Source organism: Microcoleus sp. S13_B4, assembly GCF_036700885.1.
Taxonomy (GTDB): domain Bacteria; phylum Cyanobacteriota; class Cyanobacteriia; order Cyanobacteriales; family Microcoleaceae; genus Microcoleus.
Genome location: NZ_JAUBPU010000015.1, coordinates 26,538 through 52,065, shown reverse-complemented (window position 1 = coordinate 52,065; position 25,528 = coordinate 26,538). Strand labels below are relative to the sequence as shown.

Here is a 25,528-nt window from a genome sequence, read left to right as displayed (position 1 = left end):
TGTCATTCTTCCTTTCCCCCCAAATCCTCCTTGTCAGTTAAACTATCAATTTTTTCATCTTTTATGCTCTTTTGTGCGCCCCTGCGCTGCCGCATCTGTTTGGCTTTGGCTTGCAAATCGCTGAACTCGTCATCCGGTTTGGTTTCGGCTGAACTAGCACCGCCGCGGGCATCGATCGCACCCGTTTGTGAGCTGCTTTCGGATTCAGTCACGGAGGCGCGCTGCTGCATCTGCTTGGCTTTTTCCTGCAACTGAGTTAAGTAGTCGTGTGTCTGACTTTCTGCCTGGGGAAGCTCTGCGGCATCAGCAGTTATTTCTTGGGGATCGGAAGGTGCTTTTTCAGAGGTTTCTTTTTTGCTAATCCTCAGTTTATCTTTCTTTTGCTGCAATTCTTTAAAGAAATCAGATTCTGTAATTTCTGCGACTTGCTGTTCTTTTTTGGCTTGGTCTATTTCGATTTTGAAGACTTGTTTTACTCGATCGCTAATTGCTTTGGCGTATCCGGCTTTATTAAATCTCTCTGCTGATACAATGCTGCCGCCCGTTAGGATTAATGCTAAGGCTGGCGCGGCCACAGGCACCCACCCTCCTAACAGAAAAATGCCAAACCCGATCGCGCAGCACCCGCAAAGCATGGCTGCGAATGTCAGCGCCAACTGCGCTGGGTGAGCCATCCGCGATGCCACGGTTCCTCCCACAATTGACCATGCCGAAATCCACAAGATTTCTGCCCATTCCGGCCAAAACCAAAACATCGGTCTGTTGTCTAAAACTGTACTCAAAATTTGGCTGACTACTTGTGCGTGTGCCACGATCCCCGGCATGAATTGATTTTTTTGTTGTCGCCCACTGTAAGGAGTATAAAAAAAATCTTTAACGGTTTCTGTGGTATAACCGATGAGAACTATTTTATCTTTAACTAAATTGGGGTCAACTTTCCCTTCTAAAACATCCGTAATTCTGACTTGGTTTGCGACTTGCAGCCGGGAACGATAGTTAATTAATATTTGATATCCCCTGGCATCAGCATTGTTGTATCCTCCGTCATTACTTTCTAGTTGTTTTAATGGGGTTTTCCCCAGCCATAAAGATTGATCGGGTGCCAGTTGAGGAGAGATTTTTTGCCTTTGCAGGTAGCGGAGTGCTAGCTGCAGGTTGAAGGAATATAAAACTTGAGAGTTGTCATTGCAAAGATGTTTGTCTACCGAGGAGTTGCCCTCAATTGTCGGCGGTTTCATAAATAATAAAGCCCTGCGGAGTATGCCACCCGCATCGACTCCGAAATCTGCAAATCCCACCCGCTTTTCGGGCAGCCCCGGCGCAGGCGGAGAACCGGGATTGTCCGGGCTGCCGTCGGTGACTAAACATACCCCGATAATGCGATCGTTTTTTTGTAAAATTTTGGTTAATTCCTCGCGCCCGTCTCCTAAAGGTACGTCTCGCAGTACATCTAAACCGATTACTGCTGGCTGCATTTTTTCTAGTTTTTGTAAGATTTCAGCTATTTTGCGATCGGATATCGGCCACTGTTTGAGTTTCTGAATGTCTGCTTCGGTAATCCCTACAACTAGCAAGCGCGAGTCTGGCTTTTCGTCAGCACGCCACCTCAGCATTTGATCGTAAGCGCTTAATTCTATTGGTTCGAGTATTCCTAGCTGTCGAGTTCCCATCAAGGATAATGTTACTGCCGCGCTGGCAATTAATACAGACCTAGCAAATGCTAGTGATGGTTTATACATTTGACTCAATTGAGTCGCTGCCGATCGAATTTTTTTAGATATTTTACTCATTATCCCAGCATATAAGTTTGACTTGTTTCTGGAACAGCAGTTGTTTCACATTTCCCGCCTGCTGGAGACTTCCTCCATCTTAGAACACTCGGAAACTCCGACCACTTTGTTACAAAAATTTACACTACGTGGTGAGCAACTGTATCCAATGATACTTGCGGCCTAGGCAACCTGATTTTTCCAACAGAGAATCCACTTGCCGCTCGAATTAATTAATGTTATTGATGATATGTCAAGGTTTAAATTGTGTATCTGCGCCCTCGACTAGCAGCTCAAAAATATTTGTCGCCATTAGCGAATACCTGTGTTTGGAATTATAGTGAAAGGTACAACAAAATGAAACGTTTTCTACATCGGGCTACACTTGCGGTCGCCGTAGCTGCGATCGCAGCTACTGTACCCAGTTCACTTGCACCGATGCGCGCACAATCCCAGCAGCTTCTGCTGAGTCAAAATGTTAATTTCAAGCCTCCCGACGTAACAGCCCCCGGCAACCGACAAGGAGGGACACATCGCGGCAACAAGCTTTGTCCAGCGGGTTTATCTATTACTCCTTTAGTGCCTCCAAGTAATATCGGTTTAACCCTAACAGATTCTCCCACAATTTTTGTCTATATTCCTAAGACCTCGCCGGAAATTGAGTTTACTTTGCTCAACGAAAAGGAGGACAAAGTGGTCTACGAAAAAACCTTTAAACTTGACAAATCCGGGATTGTTGGAGTTAGTATTCCTGCTACCGTGGACAACAACAAATCCCTTGAAGTTGGCAAGCGATACGTATGGTCGTTTTCGATGGTTTGCGACCCACAAGACCGATCGGCTGATTTAGTTGTTAAAGGGTTCCTGCAGCGAATTGAACCGCAGGCAACTCTCAAGAGGGATTTGGCAAATCCCGACCCCATGACTAGGCTCAACGTTTATGCTCAAAATGGGATTTGGTACGAAACTCTCGCTACTTTAGCCCAAATGCGGCGTCAGACACCGGGGGATGCGAGGCTGACAGCCAAGTGGACGCAATTATTGCAGTCCCAAGGACTGGAATCAGTTGCAGCTCAACCGCTGGTTGGGCCTCTTTAAATCTCGGTATTTCTTGAAGTTTTGTCGGTGTTCCGATGGCGATGTAAAAATTGACAAATTTACCCGATCGCGCCTGGGGTTAAAACTCCAGGTTAACATTTAGAGATGCGCTCTATAAATATTTCTACAAGTTGGTGGAAAAATGAAACGTTTTATACATTTTACTGCACTGGCGATGACTGTATTGGCGATCGCCCTTACTCTCCCCAGTTTGTTTACACCGATGCAGGCCGTGCCTGCACCCATTCTGCTGAGTCAGAATGTTAATTTCAAACCTCCCGATGTAACAGCCCCCGACAACAGGCAAGGGGGGACGCATCGAGGCTGTAAGTTACGGGATGGTTTATTCATTACTCCCTTAATACCGGAAAGCAATATTGGCTTAACGGTAACAGAGTCGCCAACATTTTTTGTATATGTTTCTCAACCGGCGGCTCAAGTAGAGTTTATTTTGCTAAACGCAGATGAATCCGAAGTAGTTTACGAAACTACTTTAAAAAATGACAAAGCCGGAATTGTTGGAGTTAGCCTTTCTGAGAAAGACCAGACCAAAAATATTGAGGTTGGTAAGCGATATGTGTGGTCGTTTGCACTAGCCTGCGATCCTCTGGAGCGTTCTGGAGATTATATTGTTAAAGGATGGATGCAGCGAATTGAACCCCAGGCAAATCTCAAGAAGGATTTGGCAAATCCCGACCCTATGGCTAAGGTGATTGCTTATGCTAAAAATGGAATTTGGTACGAGACTCTTGCTACTCTCGCCGAAATGCGGCGCGTCGCACCCGATGATTCGCGGCTGACGACCGAGTGGACACACTTGTTGCAGTCCCAAGGACTAGAATCGATCGCCGATCAACCGCTAGTTCAGTCTTTTTAATAACCATTCTTGACCAATCATTCCTGAGTGTTTGTATAGTCAATTCTTCAATTCTTCAATCCAGTGACCGAAAGCAGCCAGGGTACAAGTCCCCGTCTTTATCCTGGCACCACCAAAAAATAGTATCCGATAACAAGTCCCCGGATTCATCAGTGATATCGCTTTGTTCAATTCTCAAATTCTGCAATTCTTCAATCCAAAATCTAAAATCTAAAATCGATTGATGGCTAATAACTTTCCGACAATTCTGGCTCTTGATTTTGACGGTGTGATTTGTGACGGACTAATCGAATATTTCCAAACCGCTTGGCGTACCTACTGTCAAATCTGGAAACCAGTCGAAACAGTGCCAGATCCAGATTTAGCTTTGAGTTTTTACCGAGTGCGCCCCGCCATCGAAACCGGTTGGGAAATGCCGCTGCTGATCCGCGCACTACTGACAGGAATTTCCCCAGAGCAAATTTTGCTAGAATGGCCCAATATTGTACCGCATTTATTGACTGAAAATAATTTGAAAGCGCAGTCTGTCGGTGCTATGTTAGACGGATTGCGCGATAATTGGATTGCTGATGATTTATCTGGGTGGCTGTCTTTGCACCGATTTTATCCAGGGGTAGCCGATCGCCTGCACTCTTTGCAGAAGAGTTCGGTGAAAGTGGCGATCGTCACTACAAAGGAAGGCCGTTTTGTGCGAGAACTTTTGCATATAGCAGGCGTACAAATGCCCTCGGAGTTTATTTTTGGCAAGGAATACAACAAGCCGAAACACCAAATTTTGCGGGAATTTTTGGCAGCGTCTGGCAAAGATTCGACTATTTGGTTTGTCGAAGATCGGTTAAAAACTTTGCTGTCGGTGAAGCAGCAGCCGGATTTATCTCAGGTGAGGTTATTTTTGGCTGATTGGGGTTACAATACTTTGCCAGAACGGGAATCTGTGGCTCAAAATCCACCAGTTCAATTGCTTTCTCTGTCGCAGTTTGCCGGAGATTTTGCCGACTGGCTGCCGCTCGAATGTTGATGTTAGATTTGTTTACACTTGTGATTTTTTTCGCTTTTTAAAGTCAAAAAAAATCACAAAATTTTACATCTTTTTTGTTGACTTTTGCGGCGCAGACATGGTATTTTAATATAATGGGATTCTGGTAAAAATATTATTTTGATCACCATCCCATTATAAGTTAAATATAACAGAGACTCCTCAAAAAAGCAAGCCTATCGACAAAAAAAATGTTTTTTTTCATAGACTATTGCAGGTAATCTTGACCTCAAAAACCAAGTTATTTTACTATTTATGGGGGCGCGCACGAAGTGTTTTAGTCGATCAAACCGCCTGTATGACAAAAAACCAAGCTTCGGCACCAAAAAATTGAAAAGTATTTTGATAATTTCTCAGCTTGAAAGCTTTCTAATATTGAGACTTAAAACCAATGCTCGATTTAACTAAAGCAGCCAAGGCAATGCAGGGAATGAGCCAACATTTGAATGTGGAAGCTCACGCGGCTCGCCAACGTTTGGAAGTGGCTCAGAATTTGCTGGTCAAGGCGGCAGGCGAACAGGAAAAATTGGTGGAATTGCAAGAGAATTGGCGCGATCGCACTTTATTCAATGCTGCCACGCCGATCGAGCCCTTGGACGATCGCACCTACATCACCGCACCCCCCGCAGCTCACACAGTCTTCGCCACAGACGGCTCGCAAATTTCCCCCAACCATCACGAAATAGCCTACTGCTACCTGCTAAATGTCGGCACAGTCATGCTGCACTACGGACAAAGCCGCCACCCAGTTTTAGACAGCGTGCCCGAAGTTTTCTACAAACCCGAAGACTTGTACGGTTCGCGGCAGTGGGGAATTAGAACCGAAGAATGGATGGGATACCGGCGGGCAGTTTCCGAAGCAATTGCCTTAGCAGAAATGGGCTGCAATTGGGCAAAAGTTAACGACAATAAATTGCCCGCGCCAGCTTTAGCAATGGTAGATGGTTCCCTGATTTATTGGTTTTTGGAACAGTTACCCAGCGAAGCTCGCGATCAAATTTTGCTGCCAATTTTAGAAGCTTGGGACAAGTTGCGTTTAGCAGGAATTCCGCTGTTAGGATACTTAAGCGCTTCTCGCAGCAGCGAAAGTTTATCTTTTTTACGGTTTGAAGCTTGCACCCACGAAGTACCAGACTGCATGACAAATTGCCCGAACGTCGGATTTGCCGCCACAATTTCTTTCGCCGATAAAGCACCTTGTCAAGAATTTGAACCTCTGCGGGATGCCATCTTGTGGGCAACAATTCTGTCACCGGGACAAAGAAGCCCTTTGTGGAAATCCCAAGCTCGAATTTTAGATTTGTACGGTCTTAATTCCGTCTATTTCTGTTACGTTCACGTTGGCACAGAAATTGCTAGAATAGAAGTGCCGGAATGGGTAGCACAAGATACAGCACAGCTAGATTTAGCATTAGGAATGATGCTGGCTCAAGTACACAAAGGCGGCGGCTATCCGGTGACACTAGCAGAAGCTCACAATCAAGCGGTAGTCACGGGGGGCGATCGAAGTCGCTTTTTCGCTTTGTTAGAGCAGCAAATGATTAAAGCTGGTTTGAAAAATGTGGGAATTTCTTATAAGGAAACACGGAAGCGCGGCAGTATTGCTTAAAGTAATAAGTAGAGTCCTGGACGCATAAACCTGGTTTTTTACGGAAATACTGAAATTGACTTTAAAACCGATAAAAAACCAGGTTTATTTGGTATTGAGACGTAATTTATGTAGAGTTTAAATAGAGTTAAAAATGTTATATGCCAATAGAACTAATTATCTTAATTGCTTCTTTACTTGTATCGTGGCTAGTCTTTAATTGGGCGTTTAAAGTGTTGAAAGCCAGCATCGGGACAGCGATTGCTTTAGCAGCAATTGTGCTGGCGATGCAATTATTGTTTGGCATCGGGCCCAACCAGCTTTTCCAACATATAATTCACTTGCCGGAAACCCTGGGGAAAATGATTTCGGGCAAGTGATCCGATTTTTGATTTTTGATTCTTTTAAATACCCGACTTCTTTTAGAAGCCGGGTATCTGGGGATTCCGAGAATTTTCCTTCTTCCTTCTTGCCTCTTCCTTCTTCCTTCAGATATTAGCTTCCCAGCATTTGGAGCTTGTACAAACTGGCATACAACCCTTCTTGCTGCAACAATTCTTCGTGGCTGCCAGATTCTACTAACTGCCCGCGTTTGAGCACTAAAATACGATCGACATTTCGGATAGTCGAGAGCCTGTGGGCAATAATTATCGCCGTTCTATCCGCCATCAAACGCTCTAGAGCTTCTTGAATTAAAGCTTCCGTCCCCACATCCAAACTAGCAGTGGCCTCGTCGAGCACTAAAATACTGGGATTGCGAATAGCGGCGCGAGCAAAGGCTAATAATTGCTTTTGTCCCCCGGAAAGATTCGTTCCCCGTTCCCGCAATTGCGTGTCGTAACCTTGAGGTAACTGTTCGATTAAACGGGCAACATTTGTCTTTTCTGCTGCTGCTTGAATTTCCTCAATCGAGTAACTTTCTCCCAGGCTGATATTGCTCTTCACGTCACCAGCAAATAGAAAGCCATCTTGGATAATTACGCCTATGTGCCTCCGCAACTCTGCTTGAGGCAAATCCCGAATATCGACATGATTAACCAGAATTCGTCCTCGCGTCGGCTCGTAAAGGCGGCAGAGAAGACGGATAATCGAACTTTTGCCCGCACCGGTGGGGCCGACTAATGCTACTTTTTCGCCGGATTTGATGGTGAAATTGAGGTTTTGCAGCACATATTCGTCTTCTTTGTAAGCAAACCACACGTTGTCAAATTGGATTTCTCCCGATTCAGAATTCTGCGATTTGGCATTTTCTCCCCCCCGAAGCTTGGGGGGGATGGCGGGGGGTGATTGGGAATTGTTAGGCAATAAACGATATTCTGAACTTGCTGGATTTTGATGATTATCTGCTAATCCTCCATCGAACGGAGACAAGTTGTAAGCCGTTGCCTCTGGATGTCCAGTTATCAACAACGGTGAATAACCTGCCCTTCTTCCTTCTTGCCTCTTGCCTTTTCCTTCTTCCTTCTTTTCTCTTCCCTCTTCCTTCTTCCCGCTAGTTGGATCTTTAATTTCGATCGGTTCGTTGAGGATATCGCTAATCCGTTCGACGGCGGTAAATCCTGCTTGAATGGCGGTAAATTTCTCTGCAAATTGCCGCAGCGGATCGAAGAGACGCTGAGCAAATAAAATGAATGCAGACAGAGTACCGAAGTTAAGATTACCGGCTAAAACCCTTTGACCACCCATCCACAAAACTGCTCCTATCGCTACTAAAGCAATCCATTCTAATGTCGCAGATACGGCTGAGTCGTAAAATATAGTTTTGTCAACTGCTTTAATGTAGCGTTTATTGGTGACACGAAACAATTCAGAGTTGAATCTTTCGCGGCGGAATAGCTGCACTACACCAATACCCGTCAGGTTTTCTTGCAGTTGTGCGTTGAGATCGGAAAGTTCTTCTCTTGTAGTGTAATTTGCGATGCGATATTGGTACTGGAAATAAATTATGACTGCGGTAATTGGTATCATCATCAGCACCAACATTAAAGCTAGTTGCCACTGCATGGTAAACATGAAAATGGCAATTACTAAAATTGAAAATAAATCGCTGACAATTCCGATCGCCCCTGAAGAAAAAACCTCTCCCAAAGCTTCTACATCGCTGGTGAGGCGAGTCATCAATTTACCGACAGGAGTGCGATCGAAAAATCTCACTGCTAGCGATGTGACGTGGGCGAACAAATCATTCCTAATATCTGTAGTAATTATTTGCCCTACTTTTGTGACTAAATAGCCTTGAACTGATTGCAGTGCTAATCTAAGTGTTATAGTTAGCATGAGCAAAATAGCCAAAATATTCAATGCAGCAGATAGAGGCACTCCCCGCAAGAATTCGTAGGTAGGTTCCGAGCGAATTACCGAAATTGCCTGTCCGATGAGAATGGGTTGAATTGCTCCTGAGACTGCTAGTGGGACTAATAGTGCGATCGAAATAATCAGCAAGCGTTTGCTGCGGGTTGCGTAAGATGCCAACCTCATGAATAACCGCCAGTCTGTTTCCTGGCCGGATTTGTTTTTGGTGTCTGCTACTGGTGAGGAAATGGTCATTGATGGCAAAAACTGTACAATATATCTAGTTAATAATTGTAACAAATAAAATGAATATTTGGCACTACTATCAGTAACAGGCAAGATGCCTGTTTCACAAAGAGTGTTTCCTTGTAACAGCAGGTTGGGTTGAGGAACGAAACCCAACCAAAATGTTTGTAGACCGACAAAACTGGTATTATAATGTACTGGTAGAAGTTATATTTATCATGCAAGAGATAGAGACAGCCCGATTGTATCTGAGACAATTTACACCAGACGACTTAGATGAGCTGTACCGCATCTACAGCGATTCAGAAGTGATGAAGTATCTGAACGAAGGCGTCAGAAATAGAGAAGAAACAGCAGCAGATTTATTTCAAATAATCGCAGATTGGGAAAAAAACGCTTTCGGTTTGTTGGCTGTTGTCTATAAAGAAAATAACCACTTGATCGGCGATGGGGGGCTTCGCTTTTTAGGCAAAACACCTGAATTAGAAGTCGGTTACGTGTTAGCAAAAGCGTATTGGGGGAAAGGTTTAGCATCGGAAGTTGCAGTGGCTAGCCTCAAGTATGGATTTGAAGTATTGAAACTAGAAAAAATTGGATCTGTTGCACATACCGAAAACAGATCCTCGCGGCGGGTAATGGAAAAAGTGGGGAGGAGATACCAGCATAACCTCGACTATTCCGATCGAGTATATTATTCAATCTCGCGAAAAATCTACCAGTCAAAAGTAGTTGAGTTGAGTTGAGGAAGGAAATCCAACCAAAATGTTTGTAGCAAGACTTATCAAAACTGGTCTCATAATCTAGTAGTAGAAATTATATTAATCATGCAAGAAATAGAGACAGCCCGATTGTATCTGAGACAATTTACGCCAGACGACTTAGACGATCTGTATCGCATCTACAGCGATCCGGAAATAATGAAATACCTCGCAGGAGTTAGAACTAGAGAAGCAACAGAAATCGCCATTCATACCATGCTCGAACGTTGGGAAGAAAACAACTTCGGAATGTGGGCTGTAGTACATAAAATAGACCGTAAAATGATTGGTCGCTGCGGACTGGGTTTTCTGGATCAGACACCGGAAGTTGAGCTAGGCTATACCCTCGACAAAGTTTATTGGAATCAAGGATTGGCGACTAAAGCATCTATTGCTAGTCTAAACTATGGATTTCAAATATTAAACTTGGAGAGAATAGTTGCGATTGCCCGCCCAGAAAATATCGCCTCCCAGCGGGTGATACAGAAAGTTGGCATGAAATATGAAAAAAATGCTCATTACTACGAAACAGATGTAGTATATTATTCTATATCGCGAGAAAATTACCAGTCAAAAGTAGCTTTGTAGGGTGCGCTAAGCGCACCTTACTGGATTTAAATTACTCGCATAGCAAATTTGCATTATTGCCTGCTGACAACTACGAAGTCCTTTGCAATTGCTTGTTAACTTTTTGAATTTTCTTAGCAAAATACTCTTGTCTGTGTCCCAACTTTTTAGCCACGTCCAACCCTTTTTGATAGGATTCCAAAGCTTTATCGTAAGCCTTCATCTCCTGATAAACTTGACCGATCTTGTCATAAGCGTTCATCAATCCGTAGAAATTGTAAGCCCGCTCTTCTAACAACAACTGCATTTGATAAATCCGCAAAGTCTGCTCCCATTGCTTTTGCGATCGATAAAGTAAAGCTAATTTATCCAAAGCTTCGCTAGCTTGGGCATACTGTTGAATGGGGACGGCTAAATTGTAGGCTTCCTGATAGTATTGAGCGGCTAAATTGATTTGACCTATGGTTTGGTAATCACTGGCGATCGCAATTTTGAGCGGTGGTATGGCGCTCGGGTTTTGCAGGTTGACATACACTGATGCTAGTTTTTCCCTGGCTGCGATCGCCTTTAGCGGTTGTTTCGACTGCTGGTAAACGTAGGCTAATTGTCTCAGAGTATCTACCTCAGTTGGAGGAGTTACAGGCTGCGGCGGCGCGCCGTTTCCCGCAACTACAGCAGAAGTTGGCACAGCAGAATTCGCAGCAAATAAAGCGCGGTTTTCCTGAATTAAAGTTGCCAATTCCTCATACACGGGAGCCGCTTTATCGTAACTCAACCAATTGATGTGAATTAGCCCGATCGCCTTCAAAATCTGACCTTGAGCCAATATATCTTGGTTTTGGCGCGCATTTTCGAGAATTTCTTGGTAAACTTCTACAGTCGGGCCTTTAGCGCGCACCTGCTGAAAAGCCGCAGCGAAGGCGGGGAGCAACTCAGTATTAAGTGGTACTTGGGATTTGACTTGTTTTTGAATTGCTTGCAACCGTTTGGTAATAAGCTGTAGTTCGAGGTTTTTACCGTTACTCCAAGCAACACTTCCTACCCGACTCAAAGCAGCAATTTCCGCCGCCGGGCCCAGATACCTCCGCAGCCGCAATTCTCGGAACCAAATTTCAAAAGCACCGGCGCCGTCTCCAGCTTGCAGTTTAGTCGCTGCTTCTAAGTTTAACTCTTCCAAAGCCGCTGTCAGTTGGTCCCGCTGAGTGCTGCTCAAAGATTCGTTAGCGGGAGCTAGGGGATCGGGTGTGGTAATTTCTAGAGGATTAGGAGAAAATTGATCGAGGGCTGGTGGATTAGTTTGGGCGCTAGCAATAGAACCAGCACACAGCCACAGGAAAAGCAAGCACCCAATTGGTACAGAACTTCTCATTCTCAAAATTTGGTTGCCGCGATTCGGCATTCCTTCTCGAAACATCAAGTTTTGCATATCTACAAAACGGTATAAATTATGTCACAAAGATGGCACAAAAGCAAACTGTTCAACAAGAGCAACAAAATAAAAATTACCGTGCTGAGCAATTATGGGCATTTAAAGACGCTGGGCGATCGCATTTTACGCTTATTTAGTCTAGCCCTCATTCTCTTAACTGTTTGCACAGCTTGCGCCCCCCCTCCCGCAGTTGCAAAAGACCGCTCTTTTCCAGAAATGTCCCTAGAATTTTTGGGCGAGTACCAATTGCCAAAAATCAATTTTGAAGGAGTACCAGTCGGCGGTTTGTCAGGAATTACCTACGACCCCAAAGGTATTAGCGCAGTCACTTCCAAAGCTTATCGCTTTTACGCTCTTTCCGACGACCCCAGCGAAAATGGAGAAGCGAGATTTTACAATCTCCGACTCGACCTCACATCGAGCGATCCGGCAAATATTCGCCTGAAAAAAGTTACCGTTGAAGGCGTTACCTCCCTCAAAAAAGCAGACGGTGAAACCTTCTCTTGGGGTTCCATCAATCCCGAAGGCATCGCCCTTTCTCCCCGCAACTCAGTATTTGTCGCCAGCGAAGGCGTTACTCATGTTGGCATCCCTCCTTTTCTCGGAGAATTTGACCTCAAAACAGGGCAAATGCGGGGAAAATTGCCGATACCAAAGCGCTATATTCCCGATGCCAGCGATGAAAAACAGCAGCAAGGAGTGGTGGACAATTTAGGTTTTGAATCTTTAACCATCGACCCAGAAACCTTTAGTCCGGACGGTCTAGATCCGTTTCGTTTGTTCGCAGCTACGGAAGCGCCGTTAATGCAAGATTTAGACCCGGAACAGGCAAGCAAACTCCGTCTTTTACATTATATTATCGTCGATAAAACACCGCAATTAGTCTCAGAAAATCTTTACAATCTCGACCAAGTTCCCATGACTATTTTGAACGGTTTAACAGAATTAGTAACTGTCGGTGGCGGTCAGATTCTGAGTTTAGAACGTTCTTTTGGGCTGTCGGGATATAGCGCTAGGATTTATCAATTAGCGGTTGGGGCGGCTACAGATACTTCGAGAATCCAGAGTTTCAAAGGGCGAGTGGCGGTCGAACCAGTTAAGAAAAAGTTGCTGCTAGACTTAAGCCAACTCGGAATTCCGCTGTACAATTTAGAAGGGATGACCCTCGGTCCGCGCTTGCCAGATGGCAGCCAGAGTCTAGTTTTGGTCAGCGATGACAATTTTGATGAAGCGCAAAAAACTCAGTTTATCTTGTTGAGTTTGAAAGGCAAAGGTTAAGTCAGAAGGGCGGGCTAGAAGCCCACCCCACAAGAAGATTTATTCTTTGTGAAACAGGGATCTTGCCTGTTGATGAAAACACTAGAAGAAAATTCACTCTTTGTGGAACAGGCATCTTGCCTGTTAACAAAAATAGTATAAATGAGGTGAAATAAAATTTATTCCACTATAAAACACCCTCATCATGCCAACTCGTAAGAATTTGCAATTACCAGAAATAGAACTTTCCTACCTAGAATGGCAGCCAGAAAGTGGGTTAGAAAAATCTCCCCGTTTGCTACTGATGCACGGTTTAGCAGATAGTGCGTGTGTCTGGACTAGCTTGGGCAATTACTTGTCTAACCGCTATCATATTGTAGCGCCAGATATGCGCGGTCACGGAGAGAGTAGCAAACCGAAAACAGGCTATACTTTTGAAAGTGCGATCGCAGATTTAGAAGCTTTGATGGTACATCTCAACTGGCCTGACGCACACATTTTAGGACATTCTTGGACGGGAAAACTAGCACCGATTTGGGCGAGGCAAAATCCCGATCGCTTTTGCAGTATGATTTTAGTAGACCCCATCTTCATCACCAAAATGCCCGCCGCGATGAAACTCACCCTGCCAATTGTTTACCGAAAATTAGACTGTCTCAAATGTGTGGGCCCGTTTGCGACTTTAGCCCAAGCAGAAGCAGCAGCAAAACAATCGGGAGAATACGCAGATTGGAGTGACGTGCAGCAAAAGGTATTCCAACACCAAATCGAACAAAAATCCGACGGAACTTGGGGCAGTAAATTTGCGATTGCAGCCAGAAATCAGATATTTGCAGAAGTGATGAAAGTTGCGGGTTTAACGGAAAATATTGATATCGAGACTTTGTTTGTACAGCCGGAAAAAGGCGTAAATCGCATGGATTGGCAAATGCAGCCATACAAGAGATACTTGAAAAATCTTACCGTTGCAAAAGTACCGGGGAATCACTGGTCTTTTTTGACTAAACCCGAAACTTTTAATCAAACTGTGGCAGATTTTTTAGAGGGCACAAGACAGTGAATTTAGAAATTATCGCACATCGGGGATTTTCGGCGATCGCCCCGGAGAATACTTTAGCAGCTTTTGAACTGGCGATCGCCCGTGGAGCTCATTCGATCGAATTTGACATCCAGCTATCCGCCGACAACGTACCAGTGATTTTTCACGACGCCACATTAGATAGAATAACTGGAGTTTCTGGCAAAGTTAGGGAAAAAACTCTATCCCAATTGCAGACACTTAATGCGGGAAAATGGTTTAGCGATGAATTTTCACAAGAAAAAATTCCTACCTTAAAAGCATCATTAGCTATCCTCAAAAATGTGGACAAATTTCTTTACTTTGATGTCAAACCTCACTGCGAGTGGTCTGATGCAGATGTCGGGGATTTTGTCAATACTTTGAAGGGCGAAGAAATCCAACACAAATGCGTTATTACTTCCTTTAACGATGGATTTCTGGAACAAGTGCGGCGGCTATCTGGCGATTTGGCGATCGGACATATTGTTGCTAATCTAGAAGCGTACAAAACTCAATTTGCTCACGCTGTGGCGCATCGGGATAATTTGATTAGCAGTCTGTATCGCGTGTTGCTGGAACACCCCGCACTAATTCAAGAAAGCCGGAGTGAGGGAGTTGACATTGTGGCGTGGACGGTGGACGATCGAGCGGATATGCAAAAGTTAATTGATTTGGGTATAACGCGGATAGTCACTAATTGTTTGATATAATTTTTCAACCGCAGATGAACGCAGATAAACGCAGATAATAGATGAATTACTTTCGCAAAAGTATCCAGGAAATGTCTGGCTATGTGCCGGGGGAACAGCCACCGCTTGGCACAAAAATTATTAAACTAAATTCTAATGAAAATCCCTATCCGCCTTCTCCCAAAGCCTTAAAAGTGCTTCAGGAAATAGACGGAGAAATGCTGCGGCGCTATCCAGATCCAACTGGCAAAGTTTTCCGCATTGCTGCTAGTAAAGTTTTTGGAGTTGCTGACGATTGGATTATTGTAGGTAACGGCAGTGACGATTTATTAAACTTGATAGTTCGCGCTGTGGGCGAATCTGGGAAACAGATTGTTTGTCCCGCGCCAACCTATGTATTGTACCGCACTTTGGCCGACATTCAAGATGCAGAATTTGTTGAAGTTCCTTATCCCAACGACTACAAGTTACCAGTCGATTTGCTAATAGCAGCCCAGGGTGCAGTGACATTTGTAGCTTCGCCAAACAGTCCCTCGGGAACACCCATATCTGTTGCAGATTTGGAGAAACTGGCTAAAGAGTTATCGGGCATTCTTGTCATCGACGAAGCTTATGTAGATTTCGCCGAAGAAAATGCTTTGAATTTGACCAAAAAGTACAGTAATGTTATAGTTTTGAGGACGCTTTCTAAAGGTTATTCCCTAGCAGGATTGAGGCTGGGTTTTGGCATAGCAAATCCGGCGCTGCTGGCAGAATTAAATAAAATCAAAGACAGCTATAATGTGGATGCTTTAGCCTATGCAGTGGGGGCGGCTGCGATCGCAGATCAAGACCACAAAATAGCCAACGCCGAAAAGATTAAGGCCTCGCGAGCAAAACTAGCCGTTAGCTTCAAGGAATTAGGCTTTGACATTTGGCCCTCGCAAACCAACTTTTTGTTAGTTAGGCCACCAAACGGCGATGCAGAAAGAATTTATCAAACACTCAAAGTACGGGGAATATTGATTCGATACTTCAATCAGCCTCGATTAGAAGACAAATTGCGGATTAGTGTAGGTACGGAGGAACAGAATCAAATCTTAGTTAAAACTTTGAAAGAAATTCTCTAAATAACGATCGCACTAAAATTAGTTTCTAGTAATGGCTTTAGTCCTCTGATTTGTATCAAGACTTGCATTCCTCACTACCAACAGCTTGATTACGGATAATAATTAGGATTATCAATAGCCAACCCTGCCGACTGAGCAATATCCAGCAATCTGTTATCTGCAGAAACAAAAATTAGTTGAGTTTCTGGCATGGATGTTAAAACAGATTGAACGCGCAAAGCAGACGCCAATTGCACAGCATCATAAGCCCGCAGTGGATATTGAACAATCAATTCACCCGCCCTTTCAACCAGTGCCACATCAACTTCGATAACTCTATACCGACTATTGAATTCAGAGCGAAACTTTGCAATAAGTGCAGCAACTTCCGCAGCAGTTATACCGCCTTCACGTTGTCTGCGTGCAAAAGCACTAAGAACTTCCACCCAGGTGATGCGGACTAGAAGCAGCGAGTTACCAGTCTGGGAATCCGTGAGCGTTTTTATCCAAGGGCTGCCAATTTCAACCACATATCTTTTGATGAGGGCGCTGCTATCCAAAAAATAAATGTTTACCACGGGCCGCGATCCTCGATAATCATTTCTGATAGAGGCTTGCCCGGTTTTGCCCCTAACCTTTTAGCCAATTCATACACATCTTCATCAGTGACAGCCTCGACGTTATGGGCAGCGTTAGGTAGTGGAGTCACCAATCCTCGGTCAACTAAAAACTGGATTGCCAATTCTGCCTGCTTTTTTGGATCATCTGGCCAGAGTTGAATCTGCACAGTTTCCCCATCCTGGAAAGACACAGAACTCAAGGGACGAAAAACCCCGTTTTCGTAGATAGCAGTAATAGTTTCTGGCATAATTACCCTCTTAATTAAATGCTTTGACTTATTGTACTTCTTTTAATTACTTCGTTGCCACCACAGCCAAATTCCAAGCCAAGCGCTTCATCAAAGGCAACTTCTTCAAAAACCCATCAAACCCTTCCAAGCGAGAGTATTCCGGTTTCAATCTCTCTTGTTCAATGATAATCTTTTTCCAATAACGCTCCTCATTTGGATGCACTTTTTCGATCAAATAAAAGCGTAAAAAAATCCACAGCGATGTCAGCCAAAACGTATCGTAAGCCGTCTCGGAAAACAAAGATTGAACAAGTTTCACAATATTAATATCCAAAGGACTTTCATCCTCCGTCCGCACCTCAGTCGCCATTCTGCGGTAAACATTAATCACCGGATTGTGCTTCATAGGGTCCCAAAAGCAAGCTTTGCCACCCGGCTTCAGCACGCGGTGCATTTCGCGAATTGCCTTTTCTGGTTCCGGTAAATGGTGCAATAAATTAGAAGCATAAACAATATCAAAACTATTGTCCGGGAAATCCAGCGCCATTGCATTCACCGTGCAGCCGTCTATTTTGACGCCGTTTTTCTCAGCCAATTTCAGAGCAACTTCTACCATGCCCTGAGAATAGTCCGCCGCCACACAATTCGCACCTTTTTTAGCAAAATAAACGCTATTTTCTCCCGCACCGCAGCCTAAATCTAACAGGCGTTTGCCTCTAATATCGCCCATTTGCTGGACGATAAATCTATTTTCTGGGGCGGTACAAGCTTCAAAGTAATCATTGACTCGAATGCCGTCAATATCGATTGTGGATGCCCAAGCATCGTGGAATTGTCGCTCTTTTTTTAAAGTTTCGTCTTGCATTTTTTAATGGTTTGTTGTTGGTAAAAAACATAATTTTAAACCGCAGATGAACGCGGATTAACGCAGATTAATTGAGATTTATCTGCTTCGATCTGGGTTCGTCTGCGGTTTTTTTTAAGAAAGATGGCTGACAATAAATTTATCAGCGCTGTGCTTCTGCAACAACTTGATTTCCGATCGCAGTTGGCTGTCCCGAGGATTTTTCAGCACTATGCTGCAATGCCTGATACAGCCGATTTAAAGCGCTGATGTATGCTTCTGCGGAGGCTACGATAATGTCGGTATTTGCCGAGTGACCGGAAAATACTTTGCCTTCGTGGCGCAAGCGAATTGTTACTTCGCCGATCGCATCTATGCCCGCTGTCACCGATTGTACAGAAAACTCGATTAACTCGTTGGGTACGTTTACCACGCGGTTAATTGCCCTGTAAATCGCATCCACAGGCCCAGTGCCGATCGCAGCATCGGTCAATTCTTCCCCCGCAGGAGTCCGCACCGTTACGGTTGCTGTCGGCCGCGATTTGTCGCCACAGGAAACCTGCACCAATTCTAACCGGAAAAGTTCCGGTGCTTGGTGCGCTTCGTTATTGGCGATCGCCTCTAAATCCCAATCAGTAATCTCTTTTTTCTTGTCCGCTAAATCTTTGAACTTGACAAAAGCCTTATTTAGCTCATCGTCTGCCATTTCAAAACCCAACTCTTTCAAGCGAGTGTGGAAAGCGTGGCGCCCCGACAATTTACCCAGCACGATTTGATTTTCAGTTAAGCCGATCGACTCAGCGTCCATAATCTCGTATGTCCGCTTATTTTTCAGCACCCCGTCTTGGTGAATTCCAGACTCGTGAGCGAAAGCATTTGCCCCCACAATCGCCTTATTTGGCTGCACCAACATCCCCGTCAAATTGGAAACCAAGCGGGAAGTTTTGTAAATTTGGCGCGAGTCAATATTTGTCAGCGGTTCCTCAGAATCCGCAGGCCGGCCCAAGAACGGATTATAATATTGGCGCCGCACGTAAAGCGCCATTACCAACTCTTCCAGAGCCGCATTTCCCGCCCGTTCGCCAATCCCGTTAATCGTGCATTCTAACTGTCTGGCGCCATTTTTCACGGCTTCCAAAAAGTTAGCAACTGCCAATCCTAAGTCATTGTGACCGTGAACCGAAATAATTGCGCGATCGATATTCGGCACATTTTCCTTAATTCCGCGAATCAAAGCCCCAAATTCGCTCGGAGTCGTGTACCCTACAGTATCGGGAATATTAACAGTAGTCGCACCCGCTGCGATCGCCCGTTCTAGAACCTGATACAAAAACTCCGGTTCCGATCGACAAGCATCTTCCGGCGAAAACTCCACATCATCCACAAAAGACTTAGCGTAAGCCACCATTTCCGGCACAATTTCCAGAACCTCAGCCCGCGTCTTTTTCAGCTTATACTCCAAGTGAATATCAGACGTAGCCAGAAACGTATGAATTCGCGCATTTGCTGCTGGTTTCAGAGCCTCTGCTGCTGTTTTAATATCCGGCTTTCTCGCCCTTGCTAAACCGCAAATTGTGGGCCCATCTTCCGTACCCACCGAGCGGGCTATTTTTTGGACTGCCTCGAAATCTCCCGTGCTGGTGAAAGGGAAACCCGCTTCAATCACATCCACGCCCAATCTCGCTAACTGCCGAGCGATCGTCAGCTTTTCATCCACATTCAGAGATGCACCCGGAGATTGTTCTCCGTCCCGCAAAGTCGTATCGAAAATAATAATCCGGTCTTGACTTGGTTGAGTTTTCATAGCTCTAAAAAAGTGTTTTCCTGATTTTTACTTGTCCGTTTTTCTGGATTTTTAGCCTCCAGTCACCAGTCCCCTGTTTCGCGCCAATAACGAATAATTAATAACCGCTAACCCATAACTACTGACTAATGACTGCTGACTAATGACTAATGACTAATGACTAATAACTACTGGCTAATGACTAATGACTAATAACTACTGACTAATAATCCATCTTCTCGATATGTTCCCTAATTTCATTTAGGTCTATATACCTATCTGTAGCATTTCGTAACTCTCTAGCAATCATTCCTTCGGTTGATACCACAGTAATATGAGTATTTTTCGAGCGCAGCAGCTCGATCGCCCGCTCAAAATCCCCATCCCCGCTAAACAGCACAACTTGGTCGTATTGATCCACGGTATTAAACATATCAACCACAATTTCTATGTCTAAATTAGCCTTTTGGGAATATCTGCCCGAAGCATCGTCGTAATATTCCTTAAGAATTTTAGTGCGAACCGTGTAACCTAGACTGATCAAAGCATCTCGAAATCCTCTTTGATCTTGGGGGTCTTTCAAACCCGTATACCAGAAAGCATTGATCAAGATGACATTCGGCTGCGAAGTTTTGAAATATTCGAGCACCCTGCGAGGATCAAAAAACCAGCCGTTCTTTTGTTGAGCGTAGAACATATTGTTCCCGTCCACAAAAATAGAAAGGCGGTTCATTAAGTTTGTCATAGAAACTTAGACCTAATAATTGTAGAAAGAAGTTAATCTAAATATCACATTTTAGCAACATGGAGCTAACTGAGGCAATAGATTAGACTTCAGAAAACTCCATCTCCCCAGTATTTCATATTTTTGGCTCTACCGCCAGAGGGTTCTTTTAACCCTGCTTGCATTTGAGCGAGGGGCCCTCACAAACTATACGCCTAGTAACTCAATACCGGTTGCCGTGTCAAGGTTAATGGCACCTTCAAACCACTGCCAGTACCGCCCTACCGCCAAGCCGGCATACCCAAGCGCATAGCAGTAGATGTTGCTCCCCTGATTTCATAGCGCAGATTACCTCCGCTCAAGCCTTTTTGCTTTCAAGGGCCCAGCGAGCTAACTCTGTCCGGTTGTGCAGACCTGTTTTGCCCAGCATATTGCTGACGTGGCTTTCGATAGTCCGCTGGCTGACATTCATCACGTCTGCGATCTGGCGGTTTGCCATACCCTGCGCTAGCAACTGTACCACCTTTAACTCAGTGGGAGTCAATTCGACATTGCGACGCGCCTTAATTTTTGGGCCACTCTCCATACCTGGATTTGAGTGGCGAATCAAGCGGGATGCTGCTTTCAGAGAAGATTCCACTTGGGCTACCAGTTCTTCTGGTTCAAAAGGCTTGACTATATAAACGTCAGCCCCAGTGCTCAAGCCTTTTACTCGGTCTGAACTTTGACCTTTGGCGGACAAGAAAAGAACCGGAATCCAGCTCGTGCGAGGGTCTTCTCTGATGTGTTTGACTAAAGTGTAGCCGTCCATTTCCGGCATCATCACGTCGCAGATAATCAAGTCTGGAACTTCTTGTTCTAGTTTTTCCAGAGCGTCTCTGCCGTTTTCTGCTGTAATGACGTTGTAACCCCGAAACTCCAAGTAGTCCTTGACCAGCAAGATCAAATTGGGGTCGTCGTCAACCAGCATCAGCCGTTTTTGCTCTCCTGAATTATTGTCCTTTGTCATGTTTATTCCCGCTAAAGTATCCCGCACACTTGCTTGTTTTCACTTCTGTTTTTTCGCTCAGTCCCCCGCCACCCGGGTGGGAGTAGAGGACGACGATCGGGTGAAGGGATGGCGGTGAGGGAAAGCGGGGCGGGTATTACCGCTTCCCAACCTGTAATCGACGGCTGTTTGTGAGTGTCTTACGACCTGGAACGCAGCCAAAACCAGTAATGGACGCTCGCCCTGTCAAGATCAGCCTTGATTGATTGGAGACTCCCTAACAGATCCCAAGTTAAATATCTTTAATCTCGATCGGTTCAATTTCAGGTTAATGCCCCGGTTTTAAATGATACTTCTGATATAGAGAAATTTAAGCAGACTCCCTACTTACGTATTTAACTGTTTCTAGTGTAGTTTGGCAACCTGCTTAGTGTCTGCCACTGAGAAATTTTTGCACAAAATTTCACAGTCCCTCCGATCGATTTTTTTGGCTGTACCTTTTGAGAAACACAAGGAACACGGGAAGCTGCACGAAGACAATCACCTAACTACAGTTTTTTTGAGCTGTAGCAGGTGCGATCGCCCCGACGCCAAACTGTCTCAAATTCTCACCCTTAACCTTAAATTTAACCTTTAATTATACCCATGTACTTTAACAGCGCTATAATTAGACGTTTTGCTCCGCCTCAGCAGGCACAGGCAAAGGATGAGTCAAGAAAGCGTATTCTTGAACGACCTTTGAGTTGAGGAGATGTTCCTGAATAATTCTCTCAATGACGGGGGGAGTAACGTCGCGATACCACACTCCGTCTGGATAGACTACCATAATCGGGCCAGACGCGCACACTCGCAGGCAATTGGCTTTGGTGCGAAAAACGCAGGCTGGTCGATCGGCACTTGGCTTGTCCAACCCCAATTCTTGCAAGCGTTTTTTTAAGTAATTCCACGCCTCTAGACTCGTTTGGCGATCGCAGCACTTGGGCACGGTTTGGTCGGCACAGATAAAAATATGCCGCTCGATTTGAGCGATTCCCAGGCTTTGGACGCAAGCACTCAAGCCTTGGCTGCAAGATTCCTCGTTATTTTCTGTCATTGTCTTCATCAATCAAAAGTAATTGGTTAGCGGTCTAAAGTCATCACCACAGCCCCCACTCCCCCCTCTCCTTCCCTCCAACTCATTTTCTGTTCGGGAACCCGTACTGACAACTAAGTTGCGATCGACCGTGACTAAAGCTAAATTAGCACTCAGGAGTCGAGAGTGCTAATATGTCAGTAGCAAGCAGTCGGCTGTTGCTTTTAGAGCGACCTCTGACGGCTGACTGACTAGGATCTGTAATCTGGAGATTTATTTATGGCAGCAGTATCACTGAGTGTTTCTACCGTTAAACCATTAGGCGAGCGCGTGTTCGTGAAAGTAAGCGCTAGCGAAGAAAAAACCGCCGGTGGCATCCTTCTGCCCGACACAGCTAAGGAAAAGCCCCAAGTAGGCGAAGTCGCGGCCGTAGGCCCCGGCAAGCGCAACGACGACGGCAGCCGCACTGAAATGGAAGTCAAAGTCGGCGACAAAGTTCTCTACTCGAAATACGCCGGCACCGACATCAAACTCGGCACTGACGAATACGTCTTGCTAGCCGAAAAAGACATTCTGGCGATCGTTAACTAATTAATCATTAGTCATCAGTCCTTAGTCATCAGTCATTAGTTTAAAGCGAACGCCGCCAAACAACTAATGACACGGGGCAAATGACTAAAATTCATCATCCCCAATCCACAATCTCAAACCCTCAAATCCCCAAAAACTATGGCTAAGCGTATCATCTACAACGAAAATGCACGTCGCGCCCTCGAACGCGGTATGGACATTTTGGCCGAAGCAGTGGCAGTAACCCTGGGCCCCAAGGGCCGCAACGTGGTTCTCGAAAAGAAATTCGGAGCTCCTCAAATCGTCAATGACGGTGTTACCATCGCCAAAGAAATCGAACTAGAAGACCATGTAGAAAATACAGGCGTTGCCCTGATCCGTCAAGCAGCTTCCAAAACCAACGACGCAGCAGGCGACGGTACCACAACAGCTACCGTTTTGGCTCACGCAATGGTCAAAGAAGGTCTGCGTAACGTAGCAGCCGGCGCAAATGCGATCGCCCTCAAACGCGGTGTTGACAAAGCAACCACGTTTTTGGTAGAAAAAATTGCCGAACACGCCAAACAAGTAGAAGATTCCAAAGCCATCGCTCAAGTCGGCTCCATCTCTGCTGGTAACGACGATGAAGTCGGTCAAATGATTGCTAACGCAATGGACAAGGTGGGCAAAGAAGGCGTGATTTCCCTAGAAGAAGGGAAGTCTATGACCACCGAATTGGAAATCACCGAAGGGATGCGCTTCGACAAAGGCTACATTTCTCCCTACTTCGTCACCGACACTGAGCGGATGGAAGCGATTCTAGAAGAACCCTTCATCTTGCTGACAGACAAGAAAATCGCTTTGGTACAAGATTTAGTACCTGTGCTCGAACAAGTAGCTCGTTCCGGCCGCCCGCTGTTGATCATTGCAGAAGACATTGAGAAAGAAGCTTTAGCTACCCTCGTTGTCAACAAACTGCGCGGTGTGTTGAACGTGACTGCTGTTAAAGCACCCGGTTTTGGCGATCGACGCAAAGCCATGTTAGAAGATATCGCCGTATTGACCGGCGGTCAACTAATCACCGAAGATGCCGGTTTGAAACTGGAAAACACCAAGCTCGACATGATCGGCAAAGCTCGCCGGATCACCATCACCAAAGACAGCACCACAATTGTTGCCGAAGGTAACGAAGCCGCCGTCAAGTCCCGCTGCGAACAAATTCGCCGTCAAATGGACGAAACCGAGTCTTCCTACGACAAAGAAAAGCTGCAAGAACGTTTGGCCAAATTGGCTGGCGGCGTCGCAGTCATCAAAGTTGGCGCGGCTACCGAAACAGAAATGAAGGATCGCAAACTGCGTCTTGAAGATGCGATCAACGCTACCAAAGCTGCTGTAGAAGAAGGAATTGTTCCTGGTGGCGGTACAACTTTGGCTCACCTGACTCCTCAATTGGAAGAGTGGGCTAACAGCAGCCTGAAGGGCGAAGAATTGACCGGTGCATTGATTGTGGCACGGGCTCTGGCTGCTCCTCTGAAGCGGATTGCTGAAAATGCTGGTTTGAATGGCGCTGTGATTGCTGAGCGCGTCAAAGAAAAGCCGTTCAACGTCGGTTTCAACGCAGCGACAAATGAGTTTGTCGATATGTTTGAAGCTGGTATCGTTGACCCTGCGAAGGTGACTCGTTCTGCTCTGCAAAATGCCGCATCTATTGCTGGTATGGTGCTGACAACCGAGTGCATCGTCGTTGACAAGCCTGAACCGAAGGATGGCGCTGCTGCTGGCGCTGGCGGCGGCATGGGCGGCGGCGACTTCGATTACTAATTAATCGTCGTCTTTAAAGTAGGTGGGGGCGCAAGGGCCCTCACCTACTTTATTTTAATTGAATAGTTGATTAATAAATCAAGTATCATAGTGGTGTACTCTCTAGTATAGTGAGAGGCGCTATGAAAGCAGAAGTTCTTAAAAGATTATTTAGGGCGATCGCCAGTGCCGACACAGAGGCGATCGACAAACTCACACACCTAGTCATTGAGGAAGAACGCCAGAAGGGACACACGCTACTAGCCGACCAATTAGAGAATATTACCAAAAAGAGCCAGAAAGAGAAATCGATCTCTAACAGCAAAGCAGCTTCGCCAGTACCAAATAGCCTACAAGCTTTAAGCGAACTGCCGACAAGTAAGCGATTAAACCTTCCTTTAGTGACTGTCATCGGAAGGGAAAAACTGCGGCATCACATGGTGCTTCCTGAAGTTATTGAAAAACGTTTCCAGCGAATTGAGCGCGAGTATGCAGCAAGAGATAGGCTTGCTCATCACGGACTCCGCTACAGACAAAAAATTCTTTTGTACGGTTTCCCGGGCTGTGGTAAGACACTCGGAGCAGAGCGTTTAGCTTGGAATACAGGTTTACCACTTCTCAAAGTTCGATTTGATGCAATGGTATCTTCTTTTTTAGGCGAAACGGCGAGTAATTTGAGGCTCGTTTTTGAAGAAGCCTCAAAAAATCCCTGTTTGTTGTTTCTTGATGAATGCGATTCAATTGCTAAATCAAGAGAAGACCATCAGGAAGTAGGAGAAATTAAGCGAGTGGTAAATACATTTCTTCAAATTTTGGATGAATATGAACCCACCTCTGGTCTGATTGTAGCAGCTACAAACCTGACTAAATCTCTTGATACTGCACTGTGGAGACGATTTGATGATTTGATAGAAGTACCAAAGCCCGGAGAAAAAGAGTTAGAATTTATCCTAAAAGAAACACTATCTGCTATGGAAGTAGGCTCTATTAACTGGCCTGTGCTCATAGCTCAGATGAGAGATTTTTCTGCTGCTCAAGCCGTGCGGGTTGCACAAGATGCTGCTAAACGGGCAATTCTTGAGCGAGAGGAGCTGGTGATTCACGAACACTTGGAAGAAGCGGTTAAAGAAATCAAGGTTGGATAAATTTATTTTTTTGTATCAG

At 45.2% G+C, this 25,528-nt stretch carries 25 protein-coding genes; 15 read left to right on the top strand and 10 right to left on the bottom strand.

Going from position 1 to position 25,528, the window contains the following annotated elements; translation table 11 throughout:
• Positions 1-2: 2 nt before the first annotated feature.
• Complete coding sequence (locus QT994_RS11480) at positions 3-1,790, bottom strand: CHASE2 domain-containing protein (RefSeq protein ID WP_333174543.1); 1,788 nt, start codon at positions 1,788-1,790, stop codon at positions 3-5.
• Positions 1,791-2,126: 336 nt separating this feature from the next.
• Here QT994_RS11480 and QT994_RS11475 point away from each other — a divergent pair, with 336 nt between their 5' ends.
• The 5 genes from QT994_RS11475 (at position 2,127) to QT994_RS11455 (ending at position 6,748) form a co-directional block, all read left to right on the top strand.
• Complete coding sequence (locus QT994_RS11475; RefSeq protein ID WP_333174540.1) at positions 2,127-2,867, top strand: DUF928 domain-containing protein; 741 nt, start codon at positions 2,127-2,129, stop codon at positions 2,865-2,867.
• Positions 2,868-3,009: 142 nt separating this feature from the next.
• A complete protein-coding gene (locus QT994_RS11470; RefSeq protein WP_333174538.1) occupies positions 3,010-3,744 on the top strand; it encodes a DUF928 domain-containing protein in 735 nt (244 codons plus the stop codon).
• 223 nt (positions 3,745-3,967) lie between these two features.
• A complete protein-coding gene (locus QT994_RS11465; protein ID WP_333174536.1) occupies positions 3,968-4,762 on the top strand; it encodes an HAD family hydrolase in 795 nt (264 codons plus the stop codon).
• A gap of 409 nt (positions 4,763-5,171) precedes the next feature.
• Complete coding sequence (locus QT994_RS11460; protein ID WP_333046950.1) at positions 5,172-6,389, top strand: DNA double-strand break repair nuclease NurA; 1,218 nt, start codon at positions 5,172-5,174, stop codon at positions 6,387-6,389.
• Positions 6,390-6,529: 140 nt separating this feature from the next.
• The gene (locus QT994_RS11455) at positions 6,530-6,748 is read left to right on the top strand and encodes a hypothetical protein (RefSeq protein ID WP_172184703.1); all 219 of its coding nucleotides are present in this window, start codon (positions 6,530-6,532) and stop codon (positions 6,746-6,748) included.
• A gap of 115 nt (positions 6,749-6,863) precedes the next feature.
• On the opposite strand, the gene QT994_RS11450 is transcribed toward QT994_RS11455, so the two are convergent.
• Entirely contained in the window at positions 6,864-8,915 is a 2,052-nt protein-coding gene (locus QT994_RS11450; protein WP_333174534.1) for an ABC transporter ATP-binding protein, read from the bottom strand.
• 152 nt (positions 8,916-9,067) lie between these two features.
• Here QT994_RS11450 and QT994_RS11445 point away from each other — a divergent pair, with 152 nt between their 5' ends.
• Together QT994_RS11445 and QT994_RS11440 are read left to right on the top strand one after the other, a co-directional pair.
• Positions 9,068-9,649: a GNAT family N-acetyltransferase gene (locus QT994_RS11445; protein WP_333174532.1), complete on the top strand. Its 582-nt coding sequence runs from the start codon at positions 9,068-9,070 to the stop codon at positions 9,647-9,649.
• Positions 9,650-9,730: 81 nt separating this feature from the next.
• Positions 9,731-10,252 (top strand): GNAT family N-acetyltransferase, encoded by a 522-nt coding sequence (locus tag QT994_RS11440; RefSeq protein WP_333174529.1) that lies wholly within the window; start codon positions 9,731-9,733, stop codon positions 10,250-10,252.
• Between the two features lie 70 nt (positions 10,253-10,322).
• Here the strand turns inward: QT994_RS11440 and QT994_RS11435 are convergent, their stop codons facing one another.
• A complete protein-coding gene (locus tag QT994_RS11435) occupies positions 10,323-11,645 on the bottom strand; it encodes a tetratricopeptide repeat protein (protein ID WP_333174527.1) in 1,323 nt (440 codons plus the stop codon).
• A gap of 33 nt (positions 11,646-11,678) precedes the next feature.
• Here QT994_RS11435 and QT994_RS11430 point away from each other — a divergent pair, with 33 nt between their 5' ends.
• From QT994_RS11430 to hisC, 4 genes are all read left to right on the top strand, one after another.
• Complete coding sequence (locus QT994_RS11430; RefSeq protein ID WP_333174525.1) at positions 11,679-12,938, top strand: esterase-like activity of phytase family protein; 1,260 nt, start codon at positions 11,679-11,681, stop codon at positions 12,936-12,938.
• A 184-nt stretch (positions 12,939-13,122) separates the two neighbouring features.
• Complete coding sequence (locus tag QT994_RS11425; RefSeq protein WP_333174523.1) at positions 13,123-13,977, top strand: alpha/beta hydrolase; 855 nt, start codon at positions 13,123-13,125, stop codon at positions 13,975-13,977.
• Complete coding sequence (locus tag QT994_RS11420) at positions 13,974-14,687, top strand: glycerophosphodiester phosphodiesterase family protein (protein ID WP_333174521.1); 714 nt, start codon at positions 13,974-13,976, stop codon at positions 14,685-14,687. Before QT994_RS11425 ends, QT994_RS11420 begins: the two co-directional genes overlap by 4 nt.
• A 41-nt stretch (positions 14,688-14,728) precedes the next feature.
• Positions 14,729-15,775: a histidinol-phosphate transaminase gene (hisC, locus tag QT994_RS11415; RefSeq protein ID WP_333174519.1), complete on the top strand. Its 1,047-nt coding sequence runs from the start codon at positions 14,729-14,731 to the stop codon at positions 15,773-15,775.
• 89 nt (positions 15,776-15,864) lie between these two features.
• On the opposite strand, the gene QT994_RS11410 is transcribed toward hisC, so the two are convergent.
• From QT994_RS11410 to QT994_RS11385, 6 genes are all read right to left on the bottom strand, one after another.
• Complete coding sequence (locus QT994_RS11410; RefSeq protein WP_333046940.1) at positions 15,865-16,332, bottom strand: type II toxin-antitoxin system VapC family toxin; 468 nt, start codon at positions 16,330-16,332, stop codon at positions 15,865-15,867.
• Entirely contained in the window at positions 16,326-16,622 is a 297-nt protein-coding gene (locus QT994_RS11405; RefSeq protein WP_333046939.1) for an antitoxin family protein, read from the bottom strand. Before QT994_RS11405 ends, QT994_RS11410 begins: the two co-directional genes overlap by 7 nt.
• 46 nt (positions 16,623-16,668) lie before the next feature.
• On the bottom strand, positions 16,669-17,469 hold the full coding sequence (locus tag QT994_RS11400; protein WP_333174516.1) for a class I SAM-dependent methyltransferase: 801 nt from the start codon (positions 17,467-17,469) through the stop codon (positions 16,669-16,671).
• Between the two features lie 142 nt (positions 17,470-17,611).
• Positions 17,612-19,252 (bottom strand): 2-isopropylmalate synthase, encoded by a 1,641-nt coding sequence (locus tag QT994_RS11395; RefSeq protein WP_333174514.1) that lies wholly within the window; start codon positions 19,250-19,252, stop codon positions 17,612-17,614.
• A gap of 202 nt (positions 19,253-19,454) precedes the next feature.
• Positions 19,455-19,976, bottom strand: coding sequence for a LabA-like NYN domain-containing protein (locus QT994_RS11390; RefSeq protein WP_006633075.1), 522 nt, complete (start codon positions 19,974-19,976; stop codon positions 19,455-19,457).
• Between the two features lie 337 nt (positions 19,977-20,313).
• Positions 20,314-20,964: a response regulator transcription factor gene (locus tag QT994_RS11385; RefSeq protein ID WP_333038438.1), complete on the bottom strand. Its 651-nt coding sequence runs from the start codon at positions 20,962-20,964 to the stop codon at positions 20,314-20,316.
• 430 nt (positions 20,965-21,394) lie between these two features.
• On the opposite strand from QT994_RS11385, the gene QT994_RS11380 reads away from it, so the two are divergent.
• Positions 21,395-21,580, top strand: a complete 186-nt coding sequence (locus QT994_RS11380; RefSeq protein ID WP_333046936.1) for a hypothetical protein — start codon at positions 21,395-21,397, stop codon at positions 21,578-21,580.
• Positions 21,581-21,610: 30 nt separating this feature from the next.
• On the opposite strand, the gene QT994_RS11375 is transcribed toward QT994_RS11380, so the two are convergent.
• Positions 21,611-22,036, bottom strand: a complete 426-nt coding sequence (locus QT994_RS11375) for a ferredoxin (protein ID WP_333046935.1) — start codon at positions 22,034-22,036, stop codon at positions 21,611-21,613.
• A 258-nt stretch (positions 22,037-22,294) separates the two neighbouring features.
• Here QT994_RS11375 and groES point away from each other — a divergent pair, with 258 nt between their 5' ends.
• From groES to QT994_RS11360, 3 genes are all read left to right on the top strand, one after another.
• A complete protein-coding gene (gene groES, locus QT994_RS11370) occupies positions 22,295-22,606 on the top strand; it encodes a co-chaperone GroES (RefSeq protein ID WP_006633072.1) in 312 nt (103 codons plus the stop codon).
• Positions 22,607-22,744: 138 nt separating this feature from the next.
• Entirely contained in the window at positions 22,745-24,385 is a 1,641-nt protein-coding gene (groL, locus tag QT994_RS11365) for a chaperonin GroEL (protein WP_333046934.1), read from the top strand.
• A 122-nt stretch (positions 24,386-24,507) separates the two neighbouring features.
• Entirely contained in the window at positions 24,508-25,509 is a 1,002-nt protein-coding gene (locus QT994_RS11360; protein WP_333174512.1) for an ATP-binding protein, read from the top strand.
• Positions 25,510-25,528: the final 19 nt, after the last annotated feature.